The 22661-nt window shown below is 33.3% G+C and carries 17 protein-coding genes; 8 read left to right on the top strand and 9 right to left on the bottom strand.

Annotation, left to right across the window (positions count from 1 at the left end; translation table 11 throughout):
• Window positions 1-388: 388 nt before the first annotated feature.
• The 4 genes from tal to VKJ25_RS20090 form a co-directional block, all read right to left on the bottom strand.
• Window positions 389-1537, bottom strand: coding sequence for a transaldolase (gene tal, locus VKJ25_RS20105; RefSeq protein WP_324238416.1), 1149 nt, complete (start codon window positions 1535-1537; stop codon window positions 389-391).
• Between the two features lie 843 nt (window positions 1538-2380).
• Window positions 2381-3454 carry a class 1 fructose-bisphosphatase gene (fbp, locus tag VKJ25_RS20100; protein ID WP_324238415.1) on the bottom strand — a complete coding sequence of 358 codons (1074 nt, stop codon included), beginning with the start codon at window positions 3452-3454 and terminating at the stop codon, window positions 2381-2383.
• Window positions 3455-4326: 872 nt separating this feature from the next.
• A complete protein-coding gene (locus tag VKJ25_RS20095; RefSeq protein WP_324238414.1) occupies window positions 4327-5352 on the bottom strand; it encodes a hypothetical protein in 1026 nt (341 codons plus the stop codon).
• Between the two features lie 790 nt (window positions 5353-6142).
• A complete protein-coding gene (locus VKJ25_RS20090) occupies window positions 6143-6436 on the bottom strand; it encodes a Dabb family protein (protein WP_324238413.1) in 294 nt (97 codons plus the stop codon).
• A gap of 715 nt (window positions 6437-7151) precedes the next feature.
• On the opposite strand from VKJ25_RS20090, the gene phnM reads away from it, so the two are divergent.
• From phnM to grxD, 6 genes are all read left to right on the top strand, one after another.
• Window positions 7152-8204, top strand: coding sequence for a phosphonate metabolism protein PhnM (phnM, locus tag VKJ25_RS20085; protein WP_324238425.1), 1053 nt, complete (start codon window positions 7152-7154; stop codon window positions 8202-8204).
• Window positions 8205-8928: 724 nt separating this feature from the next.
• Window positions 8929-9180: an HD domain-containing protein gene (locus VKJ25_RS20080; protein ID WP_324238412.1), complete on the top strand. Its 252-nt coding sequence runs from the start codon at window positions 8929-8931 to the stop codon at window positions 9178-9180.
• A 990-nt stretch (window positions 9181-10170) separates the two neighbouring features.
• Window positions 10171-10857 carry an HAD-IA family hydrolase gene (locus tag VKJ25_RS20075; protein ID WP_324238411.1) on the top strand — a complete coding sequence of 229 codons (687 nt, stop codon included), beginning with the start codon at window positions 10171-10173 and terminating at the stop codon, window positions 10855-10857.
• A 1570-nt stretch (window positions 10858-12427) separates the two neighbouring features.
• Complete coding sequence (locus VKJ25_RS20070; RefSeq protein WP_324238424.1) at window positions 12428-13096, top strand: tetratricopeptide repeat protein; 669 nt, start codon at window positions 12428-12430, stop codon at window positions 13094-13096.
• A 297-nt stretch (window positions 13097-13393) separates the two neighbouring features.
• Window positions 13394-13654 (top strand): BolA family protein, encoded by a 261-nt coding sequence (locus tag VKJ25_RS20065; RefSeq protein ID WP_324238423.1) that lies wholly within the window; start codon window positions 13394-13396, stop codon window positions 13652-13654.
• A gap of 62 nt (window positions 13655-13716) precedes the next feature.
• Window positions 13717-14052: a Grx4 family monothiol glutaredoxin gene (grxD, locus tag VKJ25_RS20060; RefSeq protein ID WP_324238410.1), complete on the top strand. Its 336-nt coding sequence runs from the start codon at window positions 13717-13719 to the stop codon at window positions 14050-14052.
• A 660-nt stretch (window positions 14053-14712) separates the two neighbouring features.
• Here grxD and VKJ25_RS20055 read toward each other — a convergent pair.
• Together VKJ25_RS20055 and VKJ25_RS20050 are read right to left on the bottom strand one after the other, a co-directional pair.
• Window positions 14713-14964 (bottom strand): DUF6761 family protein, encoded by a 252-nt coding sequence (locus VKJ25_RS20055; protein ID WP_324238409.1) that lies wholly within the window; start codon window positions 14962-14964, stop codon window positions 14713-14715.
• A gap of 882 nt (window positions 14965-15846) precedes the next feature.
• On the bottom strand, window positions 15847-16056 hold the full coding sequence (locus tag VKJ25_RS20050) for a hypothetical protein (protein WP_324238408.1): 210 nt from the start codon (window positions 16054-16056) through the stop codon (window positions 15847-15849).
• Window positions 16057-16171: 115 nt separating this feature from the next.
• On the opposite strand from VKJ25_RS20050, the gene VKJ25_RS20045 reads away from it, so the two are divergent.
• The gene (locus tag VKJ25_RS20045; RefSeq protein ID WP_324238407.1) at window positions 16172-16930 is read left to right on the top strand and encodes a response regulator transcription factor; all 759 of its coding nucleotides are present in this window, start codon (window positions 16172-16174) and stop codon (window positions 16928-16930) included.
• Window positions 16931-17053: 123 nt separating this feature from the next.
• Here VKJ25_RS20045 and VKJ25_RS20040 read toward each other — a convergent pair whose 3' ends face one another.
• The 3 genes from VKJ25_RS20040 to VKJ25_RS20030 all read right to left on the bottom strand — a co-directional run bounded on the left by VKJ25_RS20040 (window position 17054) and on the right by VKJ25_RS20030 (window position 19868).
• On the bottom strand, window positions 17054-17803 hold the full coding sequence (locus VKJ25_RS20040) for an energy-coupling factor ABC transporter ATP-binding protein (protein ID WP_324238406.1): 750 nt from the start codon (window positions 17801-17803) through the stop codon (window positions 17054-17056).
• A gap of 7 nt (window positions 17804-17810) precedes the next feature.
• Entirely contained in the window at window positions 17811-18365 is a 555-nt protein-coding gene (locus VKJ25_RS20035; RefSeq protein WP_324238405.1) for a hypothetical protein, read from the bottom strand.
• A 1134-nt stretch (window positions 18366-19499) separates the two neighbouring features.
• Window positions 19500-19868 (bottom strand): DUF1830 domain-containing protein, encoded by a 369-nt coding sequence (locus tag VKJ25_RS20030; protein ID WP_324238404.1) that lies wholly within the window; start codon window positions 19866-19868, stop codon window positions 19500-19502.
• 967 nt (window positions 19869-20835) lie between these two features.
• Between VKJ25_RS20030 and VKJ25_RS20025 the strand changes: the two genes are divergently transcribed.
• Complete coding sequence (locus VKJ25_RS20025) at window positions 20836-22422, top strand: photosystem II high light acclimation radical SAM protein (protein ID WP_324238403.1); 1587 nt, start codon at window positions 20836-20838, stop codon at window positions 22420-22422.
• Window positions 22423-22661: the final 239 nt, after the last annotated feature.

Below are 22661 nucleotides of genomic sequence, written 5' to 3'. Positions count from 1 at the left end.
GTAAGGTTTTTTTTGTTTCACTCTGAACCGCTGCGTGGAAGCAAGCTACAACCCAACCTACATCTTAAGATGAAACAGTCCAGTAGAGTGTATTTTCCGCTAAGAGCCGACATATTTGCGTAGCATTCCGTCAGGAAAACGCTGCGGGAAATGTTTGCGTTAGCGCAGCTCCTCTACAAGAGGCAGCATTCCGTTTGCTAAGCATTCCGGAGGAAAGGAAAAAACTAAGTTTAACGCACCATCTTAATATATATTGAAAAACTTAAGATGGTGCGTAACGACGGATTCCTAAATCTTTTTCATAGTTTATAGTTAAGCCGTCTTTTTATGTCCGCTCAAGCGCAGAAACGCACCCTACAAATTTCCTACTACAAATTTCTAAATTTAATTAGTTGGAAACAGGTGCTAATTTTTTAACTTTCTCTTCTAGAGAATTAATTAAAGAAGTGAAAGGTTTGACAAATTTATCAATTCCTTCTCCTAGAAGTTGCTCCATCACCTGGTCAATATTGATATCAATATCTGGGTCTTTGAGACTTTCTATAACTTCCCTTGCTGCTTCAATGTTTGTCTCAACTCGGTTGTCAACATCACAATGATCGAAACAAGCATCAATAGTTTGGGGAGGCAAAGTATTAACTGTATTAAGTCCTATTAATTCATCAACATACATGACATCACTATAGCTTGGGTCTTTAGTGCTAGTGCTTGCCCATAATAGTCGTTGTACTTTTGCCCCTTTTGCTGATAAAGCTTTCCAACGCTCGCTTTGAATAATGTTTTTGTATTCTTGATAAGCAATTTTAGCATTAGCGATCGCTACTTTTCCTTTTACTGCTTCTAGTTTTGCCTTAACAGTTTCATCTGTGACATCCTTAAGTTTGCTAGTAATAGTACCATCAATATTACTATCAATTCGACTTAGGAAGAAACTTGCCACAGAAGCTATTTTACTAATATCTTCTCCTTTAGCAGCTCTAGCTTCTAAACCTTCAATATATGCCCAAGCTGTATTTATATAACTTTCTACGGAGAACAACAAAGTAACGTTGACATTGATACCCTCACTAATAACTCGCGTTACTGCTGGTAAACCTTCTGGTGTACCAGGAATTTTAATCATTAGGTTTTCACGACCAATAGCAGTATAATAACGAAGTGCTTCACTAATGGTACTTTCTGTATCTTTAGCAATAGTTGGTGGAACTTCTATACTAATATAACCATCTAAACCTTCAGTCTTTTCATAAACTGGCATGAAAATATCACAAGCATCACGAATATCCTTAAACACAAGAGACTCATATATTTCCATCACTGACTTACCAGCACTAATACCAGCTTCAATATCCGCATCATAAATAGCATTACCAGCGATCGCCTTTTCAAAGATTGCGGGGTTAGAAGTAATACCACGAATACCTTTGTCAGTAATCATGCTTTTGAGTTCTCCCGACTCAATAATATTGCGACTTAGATTATCCATCCAAATACTTTGACCTAAGTCTTCTATTTCTAGCAAATGATTAGTTGTCATAGTTATTTTACCTTAATTTCTAGTATTTTCTGTTAGAGTTTTTTGTACCTTTAGATAGTTCTAAAGAATGGTAGTAGACCGTTGCATCTAAAACTGTGCAGAGTGATTTTCTCTCTTGCCTCCTTGTCTTCCTTGCCTCCTTGTCTTCCTTGTTTTCCTTGTCTAGACACAGCCAAAAAGTAATGCACCATTTAAGATGAAACAATGCAGTAGTGCTATACAAATAGGGATATTTCGAGAAAAAATCAACAAGAAAAGCAAAGAGCATTCCTTTGAAACCGAGAACTTAAAATCTTTTCTGTTGCTTGTTAACTACCTCAAGGGATGTGCAACTTTCTACGAAAATATAATGGCTCATAACCATAAAGCTGAACAGATGATTTTCAGAATTCCCTAAATTTCGCAACTTAGGAAAAGTTACATATAACGTTACCTCTTCAAGGATAACTAAGCTGTTGCGTACTACTGCAAGTATTCAAAATTTCTTTAGTATTGTCTTCAGTAGACTTAGGCAGAAACCGAGTTTATGAGAAAAGTTTTGTAGTTTCAATCACAACAGAGCAATAAACACAGTTTCTCATCTAGATATGTAGATCTTTATGAAATCTTTATGTTGCTTACAACAACTTTAAATTTTATCGGGGTTTAGGCAAAGAAACCCAGTTTCTACAGTAAGTCATTGTTTTTGAGAATCAACACCCAGGAAAAACCTGGTTTCTGGATTCGCGTACATAAATCTTGCCCATAACCTAATTTCAATAGACATCTCCAAAAATTTTAACAGGAAATCAATTCTCCCATACGAAATTATCATTTACTCTTCCCTACTCCCCTACTCCCTACTTACTCCCTCTTTTCTTGAGAAATGCGTTCTTGTTCTTTAATAAAAGACTGAACAAGTGCCACATCTTCCTTACTACCAATAATCAAAGGTGTGCGTTGATGCAGTTCTCCTGCCACTACATCCAATATTTCTTCTTTTCCTGTACTAGCTCTCCCACCTGCTTGTTCGATTAAAAAAGCCATCGGTGCTGATTCATATAGTAAACGTAATTTTCCACTAGGCTTTTTCACCGTACCTGGATATAAAAACACCCCACCTTGGTATAAAATTCGATGGAAATCCCCAACCAAGGCTCCACCATAACGAGCAGTATAACCTTCATGGCGATGAACATAGCGAATATACTCCCGGATAGAATCATCCCACTGCCAAAAGTTACCTTCATTCACACTATAGACTGGACCGTGGTCGGGAATTTTAATATTCTCATTAGTCAGAATAAACTCACCCAAACTAGGGTCTAGAGTAAATGCGTGGACTCCTTGGCCGATTGAATATACCAACATTGTGCTAGGGCCATACAAAATATAACCAGCAGCAATCTGTTTACGTCCACTTTGGAGTAAATCTTGGGCAGTACCATCTTCATCATTGCCTTCTTGTTGGCGAATTGAAAAAATAGACCCTACATTGAGATTTATGTCAAGATTGGAAGAACCATCTAAGGGATCGTAAAGTAGGGTATAGCGACCAATTGGACAATTTTCGGGAATATAATAGGGTTTTTGCATCTCCTCGGATGCCAAGCGACAAACAAGGCCACTTTCCTTAAATACGGAGATAAATACATCATTGGCATAGATATCCATCTTTTTGACGGATTCTCCCTGGACATTAACTGTGCCAGTAAATCCTAAAGCATCTTCGACTAATCCAGCGCGAGTTAAGCGACGAGCGATTAATTTGCCTGCTAAAGCAATTCGATTCATCAAAGCGCTAATATCTTGAGCGTCTCCTGAGAAACTGTGAAGTTGCTGAAGGACATGACGTGATAGGGTTGTACAATCACGGTCTAATAACTGTGTTTCCTCCAGACGAATGTGGAGGTCTTCCCCAGTTTGGGCGTTTACCATATTTAATTCCTCAATAGGCTAAGTTGCAAAGGTAACTTTACTTTTATTCTGAATATGCCTAACTTTTATTTTATTGAGACTTTAGGTAGAGGGTGCTTAACTTTAATATGAACTTTAGATAATCACGTTAGTCAATATTTAAAAGTCAAAAGTCTTTTCGTAAGCATTCAGCATTCAAGTGTTAGCAATCAGCTTTTGTTTCGTCAAGCAAAAGTTAAATCTTCTTCAAAAAACATGGTCTTAATATTATTAGGATTTACGCAAAGAAACCCGGTTTCTAAAATCATTTTTTTTAACAATAAACATCTACGCTCGTAACGGGTTTCTGGGTTTGCCTGGGATGGAATAAATATTTTTTGTTCCTAATGATAACTATTTAAACGGACATGATATTATTGCTGATAGCTAATAGCTGAATACTTAACAATAAAACTAACTCAAAATATCACAATGTTAGCTATTTTACCTTTACTAATTTTTTTAATTTTAATACCATTATTCTTTGGCAGTCTAAAAATGAATTATGAATACCATAAATCTGTAATTTTTAGACTAGGAAGATTGAGTTATATTAGGGGACTTAGAAAGTGGTGATGATAGTGATACAAGTATATTGCTAGAAATCAAAAATTATTTGAAGTCTGATATTTAAAAGGAATGAGAAGAAGTTAATAGCAAAAAGTTAGAGGCTAAGCAAAAATTAATTGCTAAATTTTTAGAGTAGTAATATTGCTGTCTTACAAATCACAACATTGAGGAAATTTATCCCATACAGTTTTCCTATAAAGCTGCTTCATCATTGTATTGTGAGCATCTTCCCTACTAGCTATATACCTCAGAATAAAGGGAAGCTTTGCATGACGACTATTTATTTATTTACTAATCTTTTTTTTTTGATTTGATAAGTTCTCAATTTCTATCAATTCATTAGGAAAATTTTTGTGATATTTTCTTTGCTGAATACGAATATTAGCTAAATGAGATTCAATATTATTATTGTTTATTACTATTCCAAAATTATCATAAATATCATTATTTATTGATGGATAATTTAAAATAATATCTAATACTAAATTACCAAGTTCTTTTTTATAATGAGATGACTCTGTGTACCATTTCATTTGTTCTTGACTATCTTTAACAGGAATTGATTCAGTTGTGATACTGTTATAACCTGTAAAATCAAAAAGCAAGAATGGAGCTTGATTAGAATATTCTTGATTTGCCTCCTCAACAATATCTACTAAATCTCTTTTCCATTGTTCAAAAAGAACATATTTATTCATAACTCTTAGAATTTCTAACTGACGAGCATGAATAGGAGAGATAAATAGATAAACTTGAATATTATTTTGATGACATTTTTCAAGTATTTCTTTAAATAAAATAAATCTTTCTTGACTATAGGAAAAAATTGAATAGGTATTAAAATACTCATTACTTTGTTTGATAAAAAGCTCTCGATGAGGAATATACTCATCTTTAACTTGTCTAAATCCTTGTTTTGTATAAAATTGTCTTGTATAAATACCTTTCAAGTTAAATTTAATTGTTTCTAGGGAATATTGGAAATTTTGAAGAGATATTAGTTGATGTAAATTGAGTAGCAAAAAGTATTTTGTAGCAAATCTAGAAATTCTAAAATCTCCAGACACTTGTTTATGATCTGAAAAAGCAAAAAAATCCAGAGAAATAATAATTGTTTTCAGATTTTTATTATGCAAAGATAGCTGAAAAACTTTGTGCATTTCATATATATTAGAAGAATTAAAACTAGCATTGTATGCAGATTTTTCAGTTAAGATATCGGCTAAAGGATCTAATCCATTAAAAGCTCTAGAAGTTCCTAATATTAATGTATTATAATCTTTTTTAGCAACATCAATGGATTTTGTCACCCGCATTCCGGAAGTATCTATCTTGGGTTTATAAGCATTAAACCCTTCAATTTCTACTAATCTAAATATGTATAGTGGATCGACAATTAAATTGAATAAAGCAACTATGGATAAGCTTGTTACTATAGATAGTATATAAATATATATATACTGCGTAAAATTTTTATTTTTTATAACTATATGAAATCTCTATTTTTTTCAAAAGAATTAATACATTAAATAATTAAATAATTACCCCCTTTAAGCCTTCCCTTTCAAGGGGAAAAAGCGCCGAAAACCACATATCTAATCTCCCCTTGAGAAATAAATTTTTTCCTTTTATTCAATCTTTTAGGGAAAGGTAATTATCAGTTATACATGATCAATTATACATTATTGAAATAGGTTTACTTTTGGAACCTGAAGGGGTGACAAGTTACATAAAAACCTTATTGAGGAGTAAGCTTTTCCGCAAACCTTTTTTCTAAAAAAAATCAACGAGACCAGAGAAAAAAAAGGCAGATATTAAGTTTTAATGTTTCTAATTTAATGCCTCCTTGTCTACTTTCTCCGATCCCTATTATCCCTTAATTCCCAAAAACATACCCCTGTAATACCTATTCTCAAAAACTTTGCTATGCTTGGGTTTTCTATCTCTAAATACTATTTATTGACGTAATTGTATTGTTAACTAGCTTTTGTGGTTTTTTTAGTTATTTTTACCACCTTCCAAGTATAGCATTACTTTTGAGAAATGGTATCCGCCAGAAAAGGTACCCTCTAAGAATTTATTGAGTTTATGTCTTATTTCTTAAATTTCATAATCAACAGTAATTTTATCTGCCAAAATTGGCTTAATTAAAGTCTTAATAATTGCTTGATGAACAGGATTTTTAGCATAACCATCAAGAGCAGCTTTATCCTTAACTTGAACTACTAAACCATTTTGAAATCCTTGAGAAAGTTCGGAAAAATTATCCCCACAAGATAAATCAATTATTTCTGGAACTTTTCCTTTCATTCCTCTTATCGCTGACATAACTGAAGCAATAGTTTCTGGTGAAGTATCTGGTTGCCACTTGAATAAAACAATATGTACTATCATCTAAATAAATACATCAAAACATCTGCTAAATTTTAACATATATTGAGGTACAAATATTGAAAATTCAAGTTATTAATTTGTTAGTAAGTTATGAAATCTATCGGGTAAGCATTTAGCTATAATAATCGTCAGTGATTTGTGATATAAAACTGTAGGGGTTTGGTCTCCAAACTCTAATCTCTAAACCAAAGGAATAAATGGGTTTTATTTGGAAACTGTTAGAGGAAATATTGCTACCTATTTAGGATGGCTATGATAATCGTAAATAACTTCTGAAAAAATTTTAGGGATGAGATATTTTCTACTAATTTTAACTTGGGTTGGGAAACCAAACTCTAATCTCTAAACCAAAAGAATAAATGGGTTTTATTTAGAAACCGTTATCTCAAATATTGTTACCTATTTAGGATGGCTATGATAATCGTAAATAACTTCTGAAAAAATTTTAGGGATGAGATATTTTCTACTAATTTTAACTTGGGTTGGGAAACCAAACCACCTACGATTTATTCATTTGATTATTTATTATTTCTATGACTATTTCTTCTCTGGCAAAAAGTTGATATTCTAATCCTCAGAGATATACTATAGAAAAACTGAAAGTTCTAATCTGTTAACTCAAAATTAACTATTAATTAAATAACCATGAACGAACAAATTTACACAAACTACCGACTACAATTACCAGACCAAGAAATTAGTTCGTGATGGTAAAATTGCCGAAATTCAACCAGGAATTGTTAATACTGGTCAAAATGGTGGAGGAGAATATTTAATGCCTGGATTGATAGAACTTCATACAGACAATTTAGAAAGATGTGTTTCTCCTCGCCCTGGAATTAAATGGCCTTTAACCGCAGCAGTATCCTATCACGACCGTGACTTAATTAGTTCTGGAATTACTACAGTTTGTGATGCAATTGCTATTGGAGATATTAAACCAAATTCTGTTAGACTTAAAGATTTTGGTAGTATGATTGAAACTATTTTTGAGAGGCAAAAATCTGGCAAACTTTTGACAAATCATCGTCTACATTTACGTTGTGAAATTTCTTTTGAAGGTATCTGTAATTTTGCCGAACAATATGCAGCTAATCCTCTTCTTTCTCTCATGTCTTTAATGGATCATACTCCTGGTCAAAGACAATTTGTGAGTATAGAAAAATATAAAGAATATTATATGGGGAAATATGGAATTAGTGAGGCAGAAATGAAGAATTTTATTGGTTATCGTCAGGATATTCAAAAACAATATGCTGCTAAAAATCGTCAAGGTTTAGTTGATATAGCAAAAGAACACAAAATATCTTTAGCTTCTCACGATGATGCGACAATAAATCATGTGGAAGAAGCTGTCGAAAATGGTGCAGTATTATCGGAATTTCCCACAACTTTAACTGCTGCAAAAGCGGCTCATAATTATGGATTAAAAGTTTTGATGGGTGCGCCTACTTTAGTTTTAGGTGGTTCCCATTCTGGTAATGTATCAGCTATAGAATTAGTAGAGCAAAATTTAGTTGATGTAATTTCTTCAGATTATGTGCCTCGGAGTTTATTACAGTCTGTTTTTTTGATTAGTCATAAAACTAATAAACCTGTTTATGAAACTATGAAGTTAGTGACAACTAATCCGGCTAAAACTATTAATTTGTTTGAGGATAGAGGAAGTTTGGAAGTTGGTAAATGTGCTGATTTAATTACAGTTTATGATGATGGAATTGTTCCTCATTTAACTTCGGTAGTTGTTAATGGTTTTCGTGTTGCTTGAACTTTTACAGTAGAAGTTAGAAGTTAGAGGTAGAGAGAGGTTCAATACCCCACTTGATTTTATCTAAAACAGAACTTACGAAAAGGTACTAATATAGAGTTAAAAAAAACTATTGCGCATGGGGTTTTAAGCACCATATCCAGGGTCGTTGCGTAAGTCCTGTAAAATCTAAAAAATTAACTATTGTACAACAGTTGAAATAATTATCATAGGACTTAAGCAGTAACCATATATATGGTGCTTAAAACTATTGTACAATCGTTTTTTAACTCTATATATAGTACCTTTGCCTAATTATTATTAAATTAACTATCAATTAATTAGGACTTAAGCAGCAACCATATATATGGTGCTTAAAACTATGGTGCAATAGTTTTTTAACTCTATATATAGTAGCTTTGCCTAATTCCTATTAAATTAATTATCAATTAAGTCGAAATGAAGCGATCGCTAACCTACTAACTTTATCTAAAATCTAAAAAATTAACTACTGCACAATAGTTTTAGTCAATCATTAGGCATCTCCAATAATAAAAAATAAAATTAATCATCCCAAAGAACTGCTCAATTCTTTCCCTCTACTTTATCTTTATGAACTACTAAAAATAATCTAAAAATCACAGTATAATTTTGATTGGCTCTGACACAAATTAAATGAGTAATCAATCTATTGAACCAACTCCTAAGAATTAATTTTTTAGTAATTCCCTAACACAAAATCAACATGAAACGAGATATTGAAACAATGCTGACAACTCTCTCTTCTAAAGATCATTCCCAATATAGTCAAGAAGGAGTTACTCAACTAGAACACGCCCTCCAATATGCAACTTTAGCAGAACAAACAAAAGCAAATAATGAACTAATAATATCTTGCTTATTTCACGACCTCGGACATCTAATTCTCGACTTAGGAGAAGATGCAGAAAATAAAGTAATTAATAACCATCACGAATATCATAGTATAAAATATTAAAACATTTATTTGGAGAAACTGTAACAGAAGCAATTAGACTTCATGTTGATGCTAAACATTATCTTTGTGCAACAAAACCTGATTATTTTGCAACCTTATCTCCAGCTTCTAAAATAAGTTTATAATTACAAAGTGGAATATTTTCTAATGAAACTGCAACCGAATTTATTCAGCAACCTTATGTAGAAGATGCTGTAAAATTAATAATTTGGGATGACCAAGCTAAAATTGTTGGTATGAAAACTCCTGATTTAAAACACTTTACTAAAATAATCTATGAAACTATTATTGTTAGTTAACTAGAGTAAGTATTCAGCTATTAGCCGTCAGCTCTTCCTGCGGAATGGGTTCGCATTCAGCAAATCCTATCTAAACCTTAAAATAGCTTTAAATGAATATAGCCTTTAAAGTTGACTTTGATATTAAGATTCTATTTGCCTCAACTAATAAAGCTTTTATTTAAAACTAAAATAAATAGCTGAATGCTGTTTGTTCACGACTGAATACTTACTAGATAACTATTAGATATTAGGTTTTATTTGTCAGGTTTTTCTAGGTTATCCTCTGCAAATATAGTAATCCTATTTCCTATTTGATTTGTGTATAAAAATCTTCCTGAAAAATAAACCCATAAAGCTTCACTATGTAAGGAAGTTGTATACAATCTCCCTACTCTAGATATTGGCAAAAAGACTTTTTCAGCAAACTCTATTTATTTTAGTTTTAGATAAAAGCAATATTTAATTGAGGCGAATTAAATATTATTATCAAAGGTTACTTTAAAGGTTATTTTTATTTAAAACCTCTCCTTAAGGTTTGGATATTATTGCTGTTAACGAAGTTCAGACCCAGGAGGCTAGTTGACGGCTAATAGCTGAATTATTATTATGATAGATGTACAGTTATTTTTCTTATTTTCTATTTTCAGAACTATAACTTATGCTCCCTACTCCCTACTCCCTACTCCCTATTCCCTATTCACTAAAAAAAATGAATAATTTTCCAAACATTAGCCATATTATCTATGATTTAGATGGTTTACTTTTAGATACAGAATCAATTCATGCTGAAGTAAACCAAGAATTAACTAGCCGTTACGGCAAAATTTTCGACAAACATATAAAATGTCAAATTACTGGTAGAAAATCTATAGATTCTGCCAGAAAAATTGTAGAACTATTAGAACTACCTGTTACTCCCGAAAATTATCTTCAACAAAGAAATAATCTCACATATCAACGCTTTCCTAATGCTAAACCAATGCCAGGTGCAGTTCGTCTTACTCAACATTTATATCAACATAAAATTCCTCAAGCAGTAGCCACCAGTTCCTCCCATGAACCATTCAATTTAAAAACCAAAAATCATCAAGAATGGTTCCAATTATTTGATTATATTGTTAGAGGAGACGATCCAAGTATTAAACAAGGAAAACCAGCGCCAGATATTTTTTTAATAGCTGCTGAAAGATTAAATGTTTCCCCAGAAAAATGTTTAGTATTTGAAGACTCTTTAGCAGGAATGGAAGCTGCTTTAGCAGCCGGAATGTCCGTAGTTATTGTTCCCGATCCTGATATGGATAAAAAAGAATTTGATTCTGCTCATCAAATTCTTAATTCTCTCACAGAATTTGAACCCCATTTATGGAAATTACCACCATTTTTATCAAAAAAATAGTTTATTAAATAACTATTCCAGAAGTCATGAATAGCAAAGAGGTAGCTGTCTATTTACTTCAATTAATAAAGCTTTTATCTCAAGCTAAATTCAATAATGGATAATTGATAATTACCTCTCCCTAGAAGGAAGAGGATTAAATAAAAGGAAAAAATTTATTTCTCAAGGGGAGATTATAAATGGTTAGGGAACTTATCAATCTCACCCTACGGGAAGCTCCGCTGATGACTGCTTTTTCCTCTTTAAAGGGGAGGCTTCAAGGCGCGAATTATTTAATTATTTAATTAGGTCTTGCTGATTAAATAGAAAAGTCTTTATAGATAAATATTTGCGCTTTTTTAGGTTGTGAAAAAGTACCAGCTTTTAAGTCTTGAAAGCTAAAAATTCTAGGATTTACGGTTCCCTAAAAATCGGCTAATTGTGATAGAAAATCAAGGGATAATTCTTCCTCCTACCTCTTCTGTAATTCCTTGTTCCTTCTGGATTCTGGATTCACCGATTTTCGCTTCTCCCTGCTACTAAAAGACTGTTACGGTTCCCAATAAATCACCAAGCCCTAATTATTAATTATTCGGTAAATAGCTCAAAGCTAAAAACGTACAAAATATTTTTCAGAAAAATGTACGAAAAAATTTTTGACTTTTACTTTTGCCAAAGCTCTAAAGTAGTAAGCATTCAGCTATCAGCTATGATTTTGATTTGTGATAAAAACCATATTATTAAACTAGAATTCAACCTGACTACAAAAGTCGAAAAGTCGGCTTCATATTCATGAAAAATAAGGTATTATTGCTAATAGCTGAATGCCTACCTAAAGTAGGGCTTCTTAATTAAATATCACAGCATTTAGATATAAAGGTTTGAAAAATTTTAGATACTGATGTATCGGGAACCGTAAAAGTACCAAATTTTCGATTGATTGATGGAGCAGAAAAATTGAACCTAAACGGGGTAATTATGATAGAAAAACTAAAGGATAATTATGAATGACTATCTCTTTTACAACACCCCTAAATCCTAACTCTGTAAGTAAGCATTCAGCTATTAGCTATTAATATCAAATACACCTTTGGAGGATAAAACTAATATTAGCAAAAACTCCAATCTTTCTAATTCTTGAAGACCAAACCTATACAAAATTAGATTGTACCAATACTACTCGATTTGATATTATTTATTAAATTTATTCTCTAAAGTTAATAGCTGTTTTCGGCCTTTGAGCTGACATCAAACGCTGCGGGACATGACAGCTACGACCAAGGAGGCAAGCTGATAGCTAAATGCTCAACTATATAAAGACCTTCCATAGAAGGTCTCTACATACTCCCTACTCCCTACTCCCTACTCCTACCCTAACCATCAGACTTTGAGCGCCAACCCTAAAATATATATTTTGAAAATAGTGATAATATCAGAACTTGCCAAATAAAGCATCAAAACAAAAAATTAGGTAATCAACCTGATTATTGTTTTTTAAATTACGAAATTCCTTGATAAATCTGGTTTCTGCATAATCACTAAATATATGTTAAAAATAGTTTCTGATTTATACAAATCTACCAAAAGAATTATGGTATTTGCCAAACCTATTCGTTTTGTTTACTCCACATTCAACTTGACTCTTTTAATTGTGTTAAGTTTAACACTTGTACAACAACCACTTAATGCTCAATCTGAAGAAACTGTAGAGCCAGAAAATTCTATTCCTATTCCCGTTGAAGTACAACCCACCCAACCTGAAATAGAGTCAGAAAACTCTACCCCTATTCCAGTCCAACCAGCAGAACTCACCCAACCTGAAAATATTCGTCCCTTAGAGCCACAGAATAGTCTGCTAAGTATTCAGGGAGGCCAAAACTTAATGACCGAAGCTGAAAATGCTATTGCTGAAGAGAATTATGATTTAGCCAGCCAGAAGTTGCAAGAAGCTCGTCAAATATTTAATCAACTTTCAAATTTCTATAGTCAATTAGCTGGTAGTTTTTCGGGTATTGATAATCGCGTATCGAGTGGCCAACGGGGCAAAGCTCTAGAAACTGCTCAGATGAGAGACCAAGCTACTTATCAGTTAGCTCTCGTCCACCGGGCACAAAACCAACCTGAACTAGCAGTACCATTATTAGTTCAAATCATTACTTCTCAGCAACCTACTCGTGATTTAGGAAAAAAAGCTTACCAACAGTTACTAGAGTTGGGGTTTGTAGATGTTCCCTATCCTCGGTCTTCTGGAAATAACTAATTCCCTACTATATCCTAATCTCTTAATTAAAATGTAAAATAACAGTAACTTTTACAGAAATATTGGGTCTAAAGCCTCCCCCCTTTCAAGGCTATCCTTTATAAGTAACTCCTGAAAACCTTCTGGGGAAAGTCGAGAATCTGGGGGGTATGGGGAGTAAGAATCTTCAAAAAAACGTATTTTTCAATATACTTTTCTGAAGAAAAAGCCTCTCAAACGGCTGATCAGTATTTTAGCCTCCGGCAATAGCTGCGAGGTACTGTACTGATAACTCATAACTGAAATGACAGGGGAAAAATTATGAATCTAGAGCAAGTTGAGTTAATGATTAAAGCTAAGTTGCCAGATGCTCAAGTACAAGTCCAAGACTTAACTGGAGGTGGAGACCACCTACAAGCTATTGTTGTTTCCTCTGAGTTTGAAGGGAAAACTCTGGTCAAACAACATCAAATGGTTTACGCTGCGGTAAAAGAACCTATGGCTTCCGAAGCTATCCATGCTTTAGCTTTGAAAACTTATACTCCTGAAGAGTGGAAAGCAGCAGGACAAACTGCTTAATTTCTACTTTTTAAATACCAACCAAAACTGAAATAAACATCTATAAAATTGAGGAAATAAACATGACTCTAACTCCAGAATTAAAAGCAAAAATTGATGACTTAGTTACTGAGAATAAAATTATGGTTTTTATGAAGGGTAATAAGTTGATGCCTCAGTGTGGTTTCTCTAATAACGTAGTTCAAATATTGAATATTTTAGGGGCAACTTATGAAACTTATGATGTATTAGAAGATCCAGAAATTAGGCAAGGAATTAAGGAATATTCTAATTGGCCGACTATTCCCCAGGTTTACGTCGATGGAGAATTTCTTGGAGGCTCAGATGTAATGATTGAAATGTTCAATAACAAGAAAGAAGAGCTACAACAAAAGTTAGTTATTGCTTCAGCTTCCTAGAAATATTGGTATTATTAAAAATATCAAATCTGTGAGGAGCAGTACAATTTAATATTGTAGGGGTTTGAAAAGCAAACCCCTAAACTTGGAGTTATTACCAATACTAAAGGTAAAATCTGATTATCTAAAATCAACATATTTGATGTAAAATAAATTCGCAATTTAGCTTAAACAAAAAAAATGAAGTGTACTGTCAAATACCCTTCATTTTCACATCTTTTATTTTTATATTTTAAGGTAAAATCTGATTATCTAAAATCAACATATTTGATGTAAAATAAATTCGCAATTTAGCTTAAACAAAAAAAATGAAGTGTACTGTCAAATACCCTTCATTTTCACATCTTTTATTTTGATCAGGACTTATGCAAAGAAACCCGGTTTCTACGGTAAATCATTGTTTTTGACAAGAAATATCCACGCTCGTACCGGGTTTCTGGGTTCCCGTGGCTTTAGTCCTGTTTATATTTTTATGATTCAGACTTGTAGTTTCATGTAAGCATTCAGCCCTCAGCTAGTATCCTATCTAGGAGCCGAAGACAGCTATTGTTCCTAGTTTTAAATAACAGTATTACTATTATTATTGATGCCAAGAGCTTACTACACTAACTCCGACTTTATTACTTATAGCTGAGGTGCTAATAGCTGAATGCTTACAGTCTAATAGTAATCTACTGTTGCCTGAGTTTGTAATTGCATTTCAAAATTTGAAGGATCATATATATAGCGAGTCGTTTCTTCTTCCAATCTATTGATTAGAAATGGTTCGATCGCTTTAGAGATTCTCAAGGATGTTAGATATCCATCTAAATATATACGCATTTCCTCGTAGCGATAACCACGGTTCCACATTTCGACGAGGGCGTCGGTTAGTTTTTGATAGTGGCGAATTGTGAGAGCGTCAGTTAACATTAGCTTTTGTTTTATATGGATTGATGGTTATCTTTTTTTATTTATTAGAACCTAAGTTCTAGGTTAATGTTATTTTCTGGGTAGTAGTCTACAAGTAGTCATCTTTGAAGTTACGCTCCTAACAGTTAAAGGAGTTTAGTTATCAATATCACTACATCTACAGAACTACCATTTTTCCTTCAATGCCACTTGTACCATTTGTTTTTAAGATTAGTTTGACACAACTTGAGTGAGTGTTGGTCTTACCAATTACAAAAACATTTTAATGTTGTACATCAGCATTTTATATCACGTTGAAGTTTAACTACCTATATTTTAAAACAATTTCCGGAGGCTTTTCAAATCTCTAGTATAGTTAAAAATGGATTCATTCCCAGTTTCTGTTCTCTCTACAATATATTCCTTATATTTTTCATCAATTTTAGGGAAAAATACCAAAATCTCGATGTCGAAAAGATATAAAGTATGTGATACAATGATTAATCTGTGTGTATTAACAATTGGCAAAAAATTTTCTATAAATTTTTGAAAGTAGGGAGTAGGGAGTAGTGAAGTAGGGAGTCAACCCACCCCTAAACCCTCCCTGGAGGGGAAGTCAAAAGGAATCAGAAGTTTTAGAGGATGTAGTTGTAAAAATTATCCCTTGCCAACTCTGCCTAACTCTTACACAAATACTCACTTTTTCACCTTGAGCAAGCAAAAGTCTGATACTTTTACGGTTCCCGAAAAATCACTACCTAAAAAGTACATAGTTTTCAGCTCTTAACGGTCAAAAAGTTATAATTTTCGGCGCATCGTTGGGCTAAAAAAATTATTTTTTTGCTCCCCTACTCCTTAAAAAAGACTTTTTCAGCAAGCCCTAACTACTCCCTACTCCCTATCTTAACCAAAAGACTTTTTCAGCCAACCATAGTTAGGATTTATATCAAATCTGGTAGTATCGGTATAATTAAAGAACTGTAGGGGTTTGGTCTCCAATTTTTCGGGAACTGTACCCTCTACAGAACCATACTTTTCCCTCTTTTCTGATGGTAGAATTTTATTCTCCAATTTTTCGGGAACCGTAGCCAGCAGATTTGATATTACCCTCAAAAGTCTTTTTTCAGGGTAGTAACAGATGTTACAAACACACAACAATAACTTATGTTAACCTAAGTCTACGAAATTATAAAGAAAAGTCTAAATTATTATATAGGAAGTTCTTTAAGTGGGAGATGCTTGTATCTTAATTATAGAAGGGAATCAACATCTGCGTTCCCTGATTGCTTGGCATTTACAGCAATCAAAACACTTGGTATATCAGTCAGCAAATGTTGATCATGCCAAAAAATTAATATACACTCATTGCCCAAGTCTGGTAATTTTGGAAAACGATCTACCAGATGGAAATAGTTTAGAATTTTGTCAATGGCTTCAGCAACAGCAACAGTGCTTAATTTTAATGTTATCCTCACGCACAAATGAAGCAGATATTGTTGCCGGGTTAAAGTCAGGAGCAGATGATTATCTTTCTAAACCCTTTGGTATGCAAGAATTTATGGCTAGAGTCGAAGCACTACTACGTCGTCGCAGAACTATTAGTTGTACCCCACCTATTAGTTTAAATTATGGTGATTTAATTATAGATTTAGTACACCGTAGAGTTATCTTCAAGGGTAATCTCATTGATTTAACTCCACAAGAATTTAATCTTCTTTATGTTTTAGCTCAAGCAGAAGGAATGCCGCTTACTCGTTCAGAATTACTACATAGAGGATGGCCAGATTCTATTGATAATCCTCGTACTATAGATACTCATGTATTATCTTTGCGGAAAAAAATTGAAATTGACCCCCGTCAACCTAGTCTAATCCAGACAGTTAGAAATGTTGGTTATAGATTTAATCAAGAAATTTTAACTATGGGTAAATGGCAAAATAATTATCAACAAACTTACAAACAACCTCAAGAAGTTGCACCAGCTTGAATCAAGTCAAAATTCAAAATTCAAAATTCAAAAGTAAGAAGTAAATTATAGGGACCAAATTTGGTTTTTCTGATTTAATTAGGAAGACCTAACTAAAATTAGACTGACATTATTTTTGTGAAATTAATTCCATTCTTCAGTTTCTTGAGTTTGTGCCTGAATAATATTATGACGTAACTTCACCCAATCAACTTTACTATTAGGAGAATCTTCAATTAATTCTCCTTGCTCTAAATGTAGTAACTTTGTACAAAACTTTTCAGCTAAATCTATTTGATGAGTCACCATAATTACTGTGACTCCAGTTTTTGCTAAAGTTTCTAATACCTGTATAACTCGATTAGCAATACCAATATCTAGAGCTGAAGTAGGTTCATCCAATAAAATAATTTTAGGTTGAACTACAGCACCACGAGCGATCGCCACTAGCTGTTTTTGCCCCATAGAAAGTTGTAATTCTGACCTAGATAACCAAGATTCGGGAATATTTAACTGCTGTATCCAATATTCGCACCTTTCCTGAATTTCCGGTTGCCTTAGTCCTCTAACTTTTAAAGGGTAAGCGATCGCTTCTGCTACAGACATTCCCAAAAGTTTTGAATCCTGTAATACCATTGTTACTTCTTTTCGGAGTTGAATAACAGGAATTTTTTCGTACTTCTGATTATTTAAATAAATATAACCAGAAGTGGGAGAACTTAATTTATTTAAAAGTCTTAACAAAGAGGTCTTACCAGAACCAGAAGTACCTACGATAGCAACCCTAGTACCTTTTTCTACACCAAAAGAAATATCTTTTAGTAAGTAGTGAGAGGTAACTGGGGTAGTTAAACTTACTTGGTCTAAATATAGTTGATACTGTTCCTGTTTCATTTTTCAGCTAAGAAATAGCCATCGCATTAGAAATCGTCCAAGCATCTACTAAGAGTAAAAGTATGGTACAACCGAATAAAATCAAATACATCCAAGGTTGTGATAAAGGACGTACATCAGTTGTATCTATACCTGTCTTTGCTTCTACTATCCGAACCAGTTTGGCAAAACCTACTACTCGCATTGGTAATAAATAACCATCTCCAGAATTACTAAGAAAGTAGTATACTAAACCACCTTGACCTGTAGTTCTAGGTTTAAGCGCTCTTATTTCTGTCCAAGGTAAGTACCAACCTTTGCGAAATAAATCTGGAACCCAAACTGGATAGGATACTTGAATACCTTTCTCGTTAGTTATTACTCGTTCTGTTAAAGCTGCATATAATGCTATTGCTCCTAGTATTAGTCCTACTTCTAAAATAATAGGAGGTACTGGTGCATTTGTAGCTTGAGATAAAAAAGGCAAAGGTACAGTCAATGCGATATATAAACTTAAAAGAGTTAATTTAATCAGAGGAGAAATTCTAAATATAGAGGTTTCTGAATTTTTATTTTCAATCATACTTTGTCTAGTTAATTAAGCATATTAAAATTGCTATATAATGAATAATTATTTAGTTTTAAAATTATTGTATTAAATTAAAATTTTGACATTTCTTTGATCTCAATAAATATAGCTATCCTGTTTTATTTGTGTATAAAAATCTTACTACTTTTAGGGAACAGGCAACAGTTCAACAATTAACAATGAAAAATTAATAATTACCCATTCTTAAAAGAAACAAGGGGATTTACTAATCATGATTTCTTTTATTTATCCCCTTCAACGGGGAGGCTTTAAGCCTGAATCGTTGAATGAATAATTATTGACTATAAACTGTTGATTATTAATTATTAATTGTTTGGTAAGGGAGTACAAAAAAAATAGACTACCAGCACTCTATCCAGAGTAGAGATTGCTAATCTGGGATAAGGCTTCGCCTATGACTAAGTTGTTTTGCTAATTAAGCTTGAGCCTAATAGAGCGGATTCCCAGTTTATGGTGTACAAATATTAATGACCAAACTTTTGCAGTTCAGCCTTCTAGACTGTCATAGCTTTACCACACTTTAAGATGGAATCCGCTGCTGTATTACTGCCTAGCTGCGGACAAGCACAGTTTTTTTACTAATAATTATTGGTACTTTATTAAGTTGCAAATCCTTAAGAGTTTTAGTTTTCTTATATACTTTTTGATTTGTTGTAACCTATTGATAATTGCTACAGTTTCTTGACAAATTTTCGTATTAAAATCAACTATTAATCATACCAAAAACATTGTCATACTTTTAAAATAATTGTTTAGTTTTTACCAATTATTTCAGTAGATAATTGATGCATAAAATCTATTCTTGATATCTTTGAATTTAGCATATTTGCGTAGCATTCCCTAGAAAACATTTAGCAAGTCTTAGTCTAGCTTGTTCATGTCGTTAAGATTTTGAACCTATTAGGATGTAGGGGAAATGAGCGACTACTCATTTCCGCCACAACACCTTTTTGAATACAAAAAACAAAGATAACTACATTTGTTGGGAGCATTTATTATCCAGAACATCAACTTTCTTTTCTATGAAAAAAATAAATGATGATAATGATTAAGTAGATTTATTTTTACACCTCTAATTTAATTTCACTCCCTGGAAGCCAAAATTAATTAATCTGCTAAACTCAAAACTGGTTCTGACTTTGAAGAAGACTTTGGTTTTTGAGAGAGACTAGCAGACTTGACCACAGATTGTTCAGTTTTAGGAATTGCAGAATATGGGCCTTCATTGATTTGCAGGCGATCGCAAGGTACTGTATCCTCTAGGATAGAACTGGCCAACATACCTGTGTGAATTTCCATACAAGCACCAACAACTGCTTCAAAGACTAAACGTTGTCCTGGAAAAACAACTCTTTCAAAATACCAATTTGGTACATTACTAATTTTGGTTATCTGGATTTGACTTGTGGTATTGACGTAGCAACAGAAGATTTTATTTGAGCTATTGGATGGTAAGGGATCAAGAATTTGTGCCATAGTTTGAGTCTTGCAAAAGTTTTCGATTTATACAGTTTTTATTTATAATAACAAGTTAACACTAATTGATCCCTATTGGTTGTAATCTTGAATACCGACTTTTAGATTTTTTAATTAAGGCTGACTAAATTAAGTATTAAAACCCAGAAATATAAGGGCTAAAGCATTTTTAGAGTCAAAAAATTAAGTAGTTGTGCTTTTGAAATTTTCTAGTCAAGAGAGGGATCAAGGAACAGGGAAGAATCAGATGTGTAATTGATTTTGCTGATTAACTTACCAGCTTTTCGGTTGGTCAAGCTAAAAAAATTGGTATTTTGGAGAGAATAAACAATAGCAGAAAAATGAAGGGATATTTTTTCCACATATTTCCTAGCTACTTTCTACATCATAAGTTATTAATAAATAATTAAGATTGTCGCGGATTTTTAACTTTTCTTTGAATTTGTGCTAAGACACCAAGTTTTTGAGTAGAGAGTAAAGAATAGAAAAGAAAAAAACAACTTTACCTGAGTTTTTATATTGCTTGAGAAATGCTATGACATTTTTCCAACAGGTAAAGCAAAGTTACCTGGTTTGCTCTTGCAACTAGGAAATTTATTTTCCATGATTACTTAGGGCTGGCTGATTAAATCTAAAAGTATTCATAGATAAAGATTTCAGTCTTTTTAGGGTCGGAAAAAGTGGAAATTTTTAGGCGGATCGGGTTCAAAACCTGAGCATTTTACATTCACTAGCAGAAAGAAAAATTAAGAAACTATTTTTCAACTTCCTCTGCAACTTCGCGCTTCTCCTTACTCTTAACTACTCCCTATTCTCTATTCCCTAGTCCCTGCCTTGACAAAAAGAATTTTTCAGCAAACCCTATCTTAGAATATCAAGATTTTCAGAAAATTTAATATTAAAATTATGAAAGCAATCTTTCTTAATAAATCATTTATAAACCTTGTACATTTGATCCAAAAAAATTATGGAAAACAAAGTTCTTTATGTTCGTCTCCCATGTAACCCTATTTTCCCTATCGGAGTAGTTTATTTAGCAGATCATGTCCATAAACTCTTCCCGGAAGTAGAGCAAAGGATATTTGACTTGGGAGCAGTACCACCTCTAGACTACAGAACAGCTTTAGATAACTGTATTGATAAATTTAGACCAAACCTATTAGTCTTTTCCTGGAGAGATATTCAGATATATGCACCTGTCGGAGGCCGTGGAGGCAACCCTCTGCAAAATGCTTTCGAGTTTTATTATGGGAACAACCCTCTGATTAAACTGAGGGGTGCAGTGGGAGGTCTACGGTTAGCAACTTCTTATTACACAGAACTCTGGCGTAACATAGGACTAATTAAACATGGTCTAAAGAGAGCTAAAATTTATCGACCAGAAACTCGTGCAATAGTTGGGGGTGGAGCAGTAAGTGTTTTTTATGAACAACTAGGTCGTAGTTTGCCTAATGGTACTATTGTATCTGTCGGAGAAGGAGAAGTCTTGTTAGAAAGACTAATTCGAGGGGAAAATTTTAGTGATGAACGATGCTATGTGGTAGGAGAAACATCACCGCGCGATCGCCTGGTTCACGAAAAACCTGCTCCTATTGAAAAAACTGCCTGCAACTATAAATATATTAATACTATCTGGCCGGAATTTGTATATTACCTGCAAGATCAAGATTTCTACATTGGGGTACAAACAAAACGGGGTTGTCCTCATAATTGTTGTTATTGTGTCTATACAGTTATTGAGGGCAAACAAGTTCGTATTAATCCTGCTGATGAAGTAGTTGCAGAAATGAAGCAACTATACGATCTCGGTATTCGTAATTTCTGGTTTACTGATGCTCAATTTATTCCTGCTAGGATGTATATTAATGATGCCGTGGAGTTATTGCAAAAAATTCTGGATGCAGGGATGGATGATATTCATTGGGCAGCATATATTCGTGCGGATAACCTTACTCCTCAGTTGTGCGAGTTGATGGTAAAGACTGGGATGAATTATTTCGAGATTGGTATTACCAGTGGTTCTCAAGAGTTGGTCAGGAAAATGCGAATGGGTTATAACTTACGGGTAGTATTGGAAAATTGTCGGGATTTAAAAGCTGCTGGTTTTAATGATTTAGTTTCAGTTAATTACTCGTTTAATGTAATTGATGAGACCTATGAAACTATTAGGCAAACTATTGCTTATCATCGAGAACTAGAGAAAATTTTTGGAGTTGATAAGGTAGAACCTGCTATCTTTTTTATTGGGTTACAACCTCACACTCATTTAGAAGATTATGCTTTCTCAAAAGACATCTTGAAACCTGGATATGATCCGATGAGTTTAATGCCTTGGACTGCGAGAAAGTTGTTATGGAACCCAGAACCTTTAGGTGCATTTTTTGGTCAAGTTTGTCTGGAAGCTTGGGGAAGAAACCCTAATGATTTTGGTCGTGAAGTTATGGCTATTTTAGAGGAAAAATTAGGTTGTGCTGAACTGAATACAGCTTTAAGTGCGCCTATTAGAACTCAAAAGTCAGAAGTCAAAACTCAGAAGTTAGAGGTTAGAGGTTAGAGGTTAAGTTCTTGCTGCGACTTCTGTAAATATGGTGTTTTTTTGATGAGTAGACTGCTGTAGGGGTGTTCCATTGAACATCTCTACAAAAATATTTTTAGGACTTGCGCACAGAAACCCGGTTTCTAGGTTCACTTGCGTAAATCCTGATTTTGTTTATAGTTGATTATCTAAAGATGATTTTTTTAAGTCAATGTGTTGTGCTACAATTTTAAGGTAAGGTGAGAATTTTCGTGAAT

The sequence above is a fragment of the Okeania sp. genome (assembly GCF_035285525.1).
Classification (GTDB): domain Bacteria; phylum Cyanobacteriota; class Cyanobacteriia; order Cyanobacteriales; family Microcoleaceae; genus Trichodesmium.
The sequence above is the reverse complement of the archived record's forward strand: the minus strand, read 5'-3'. Positions and strand labels throughout refer to the sequence as shown.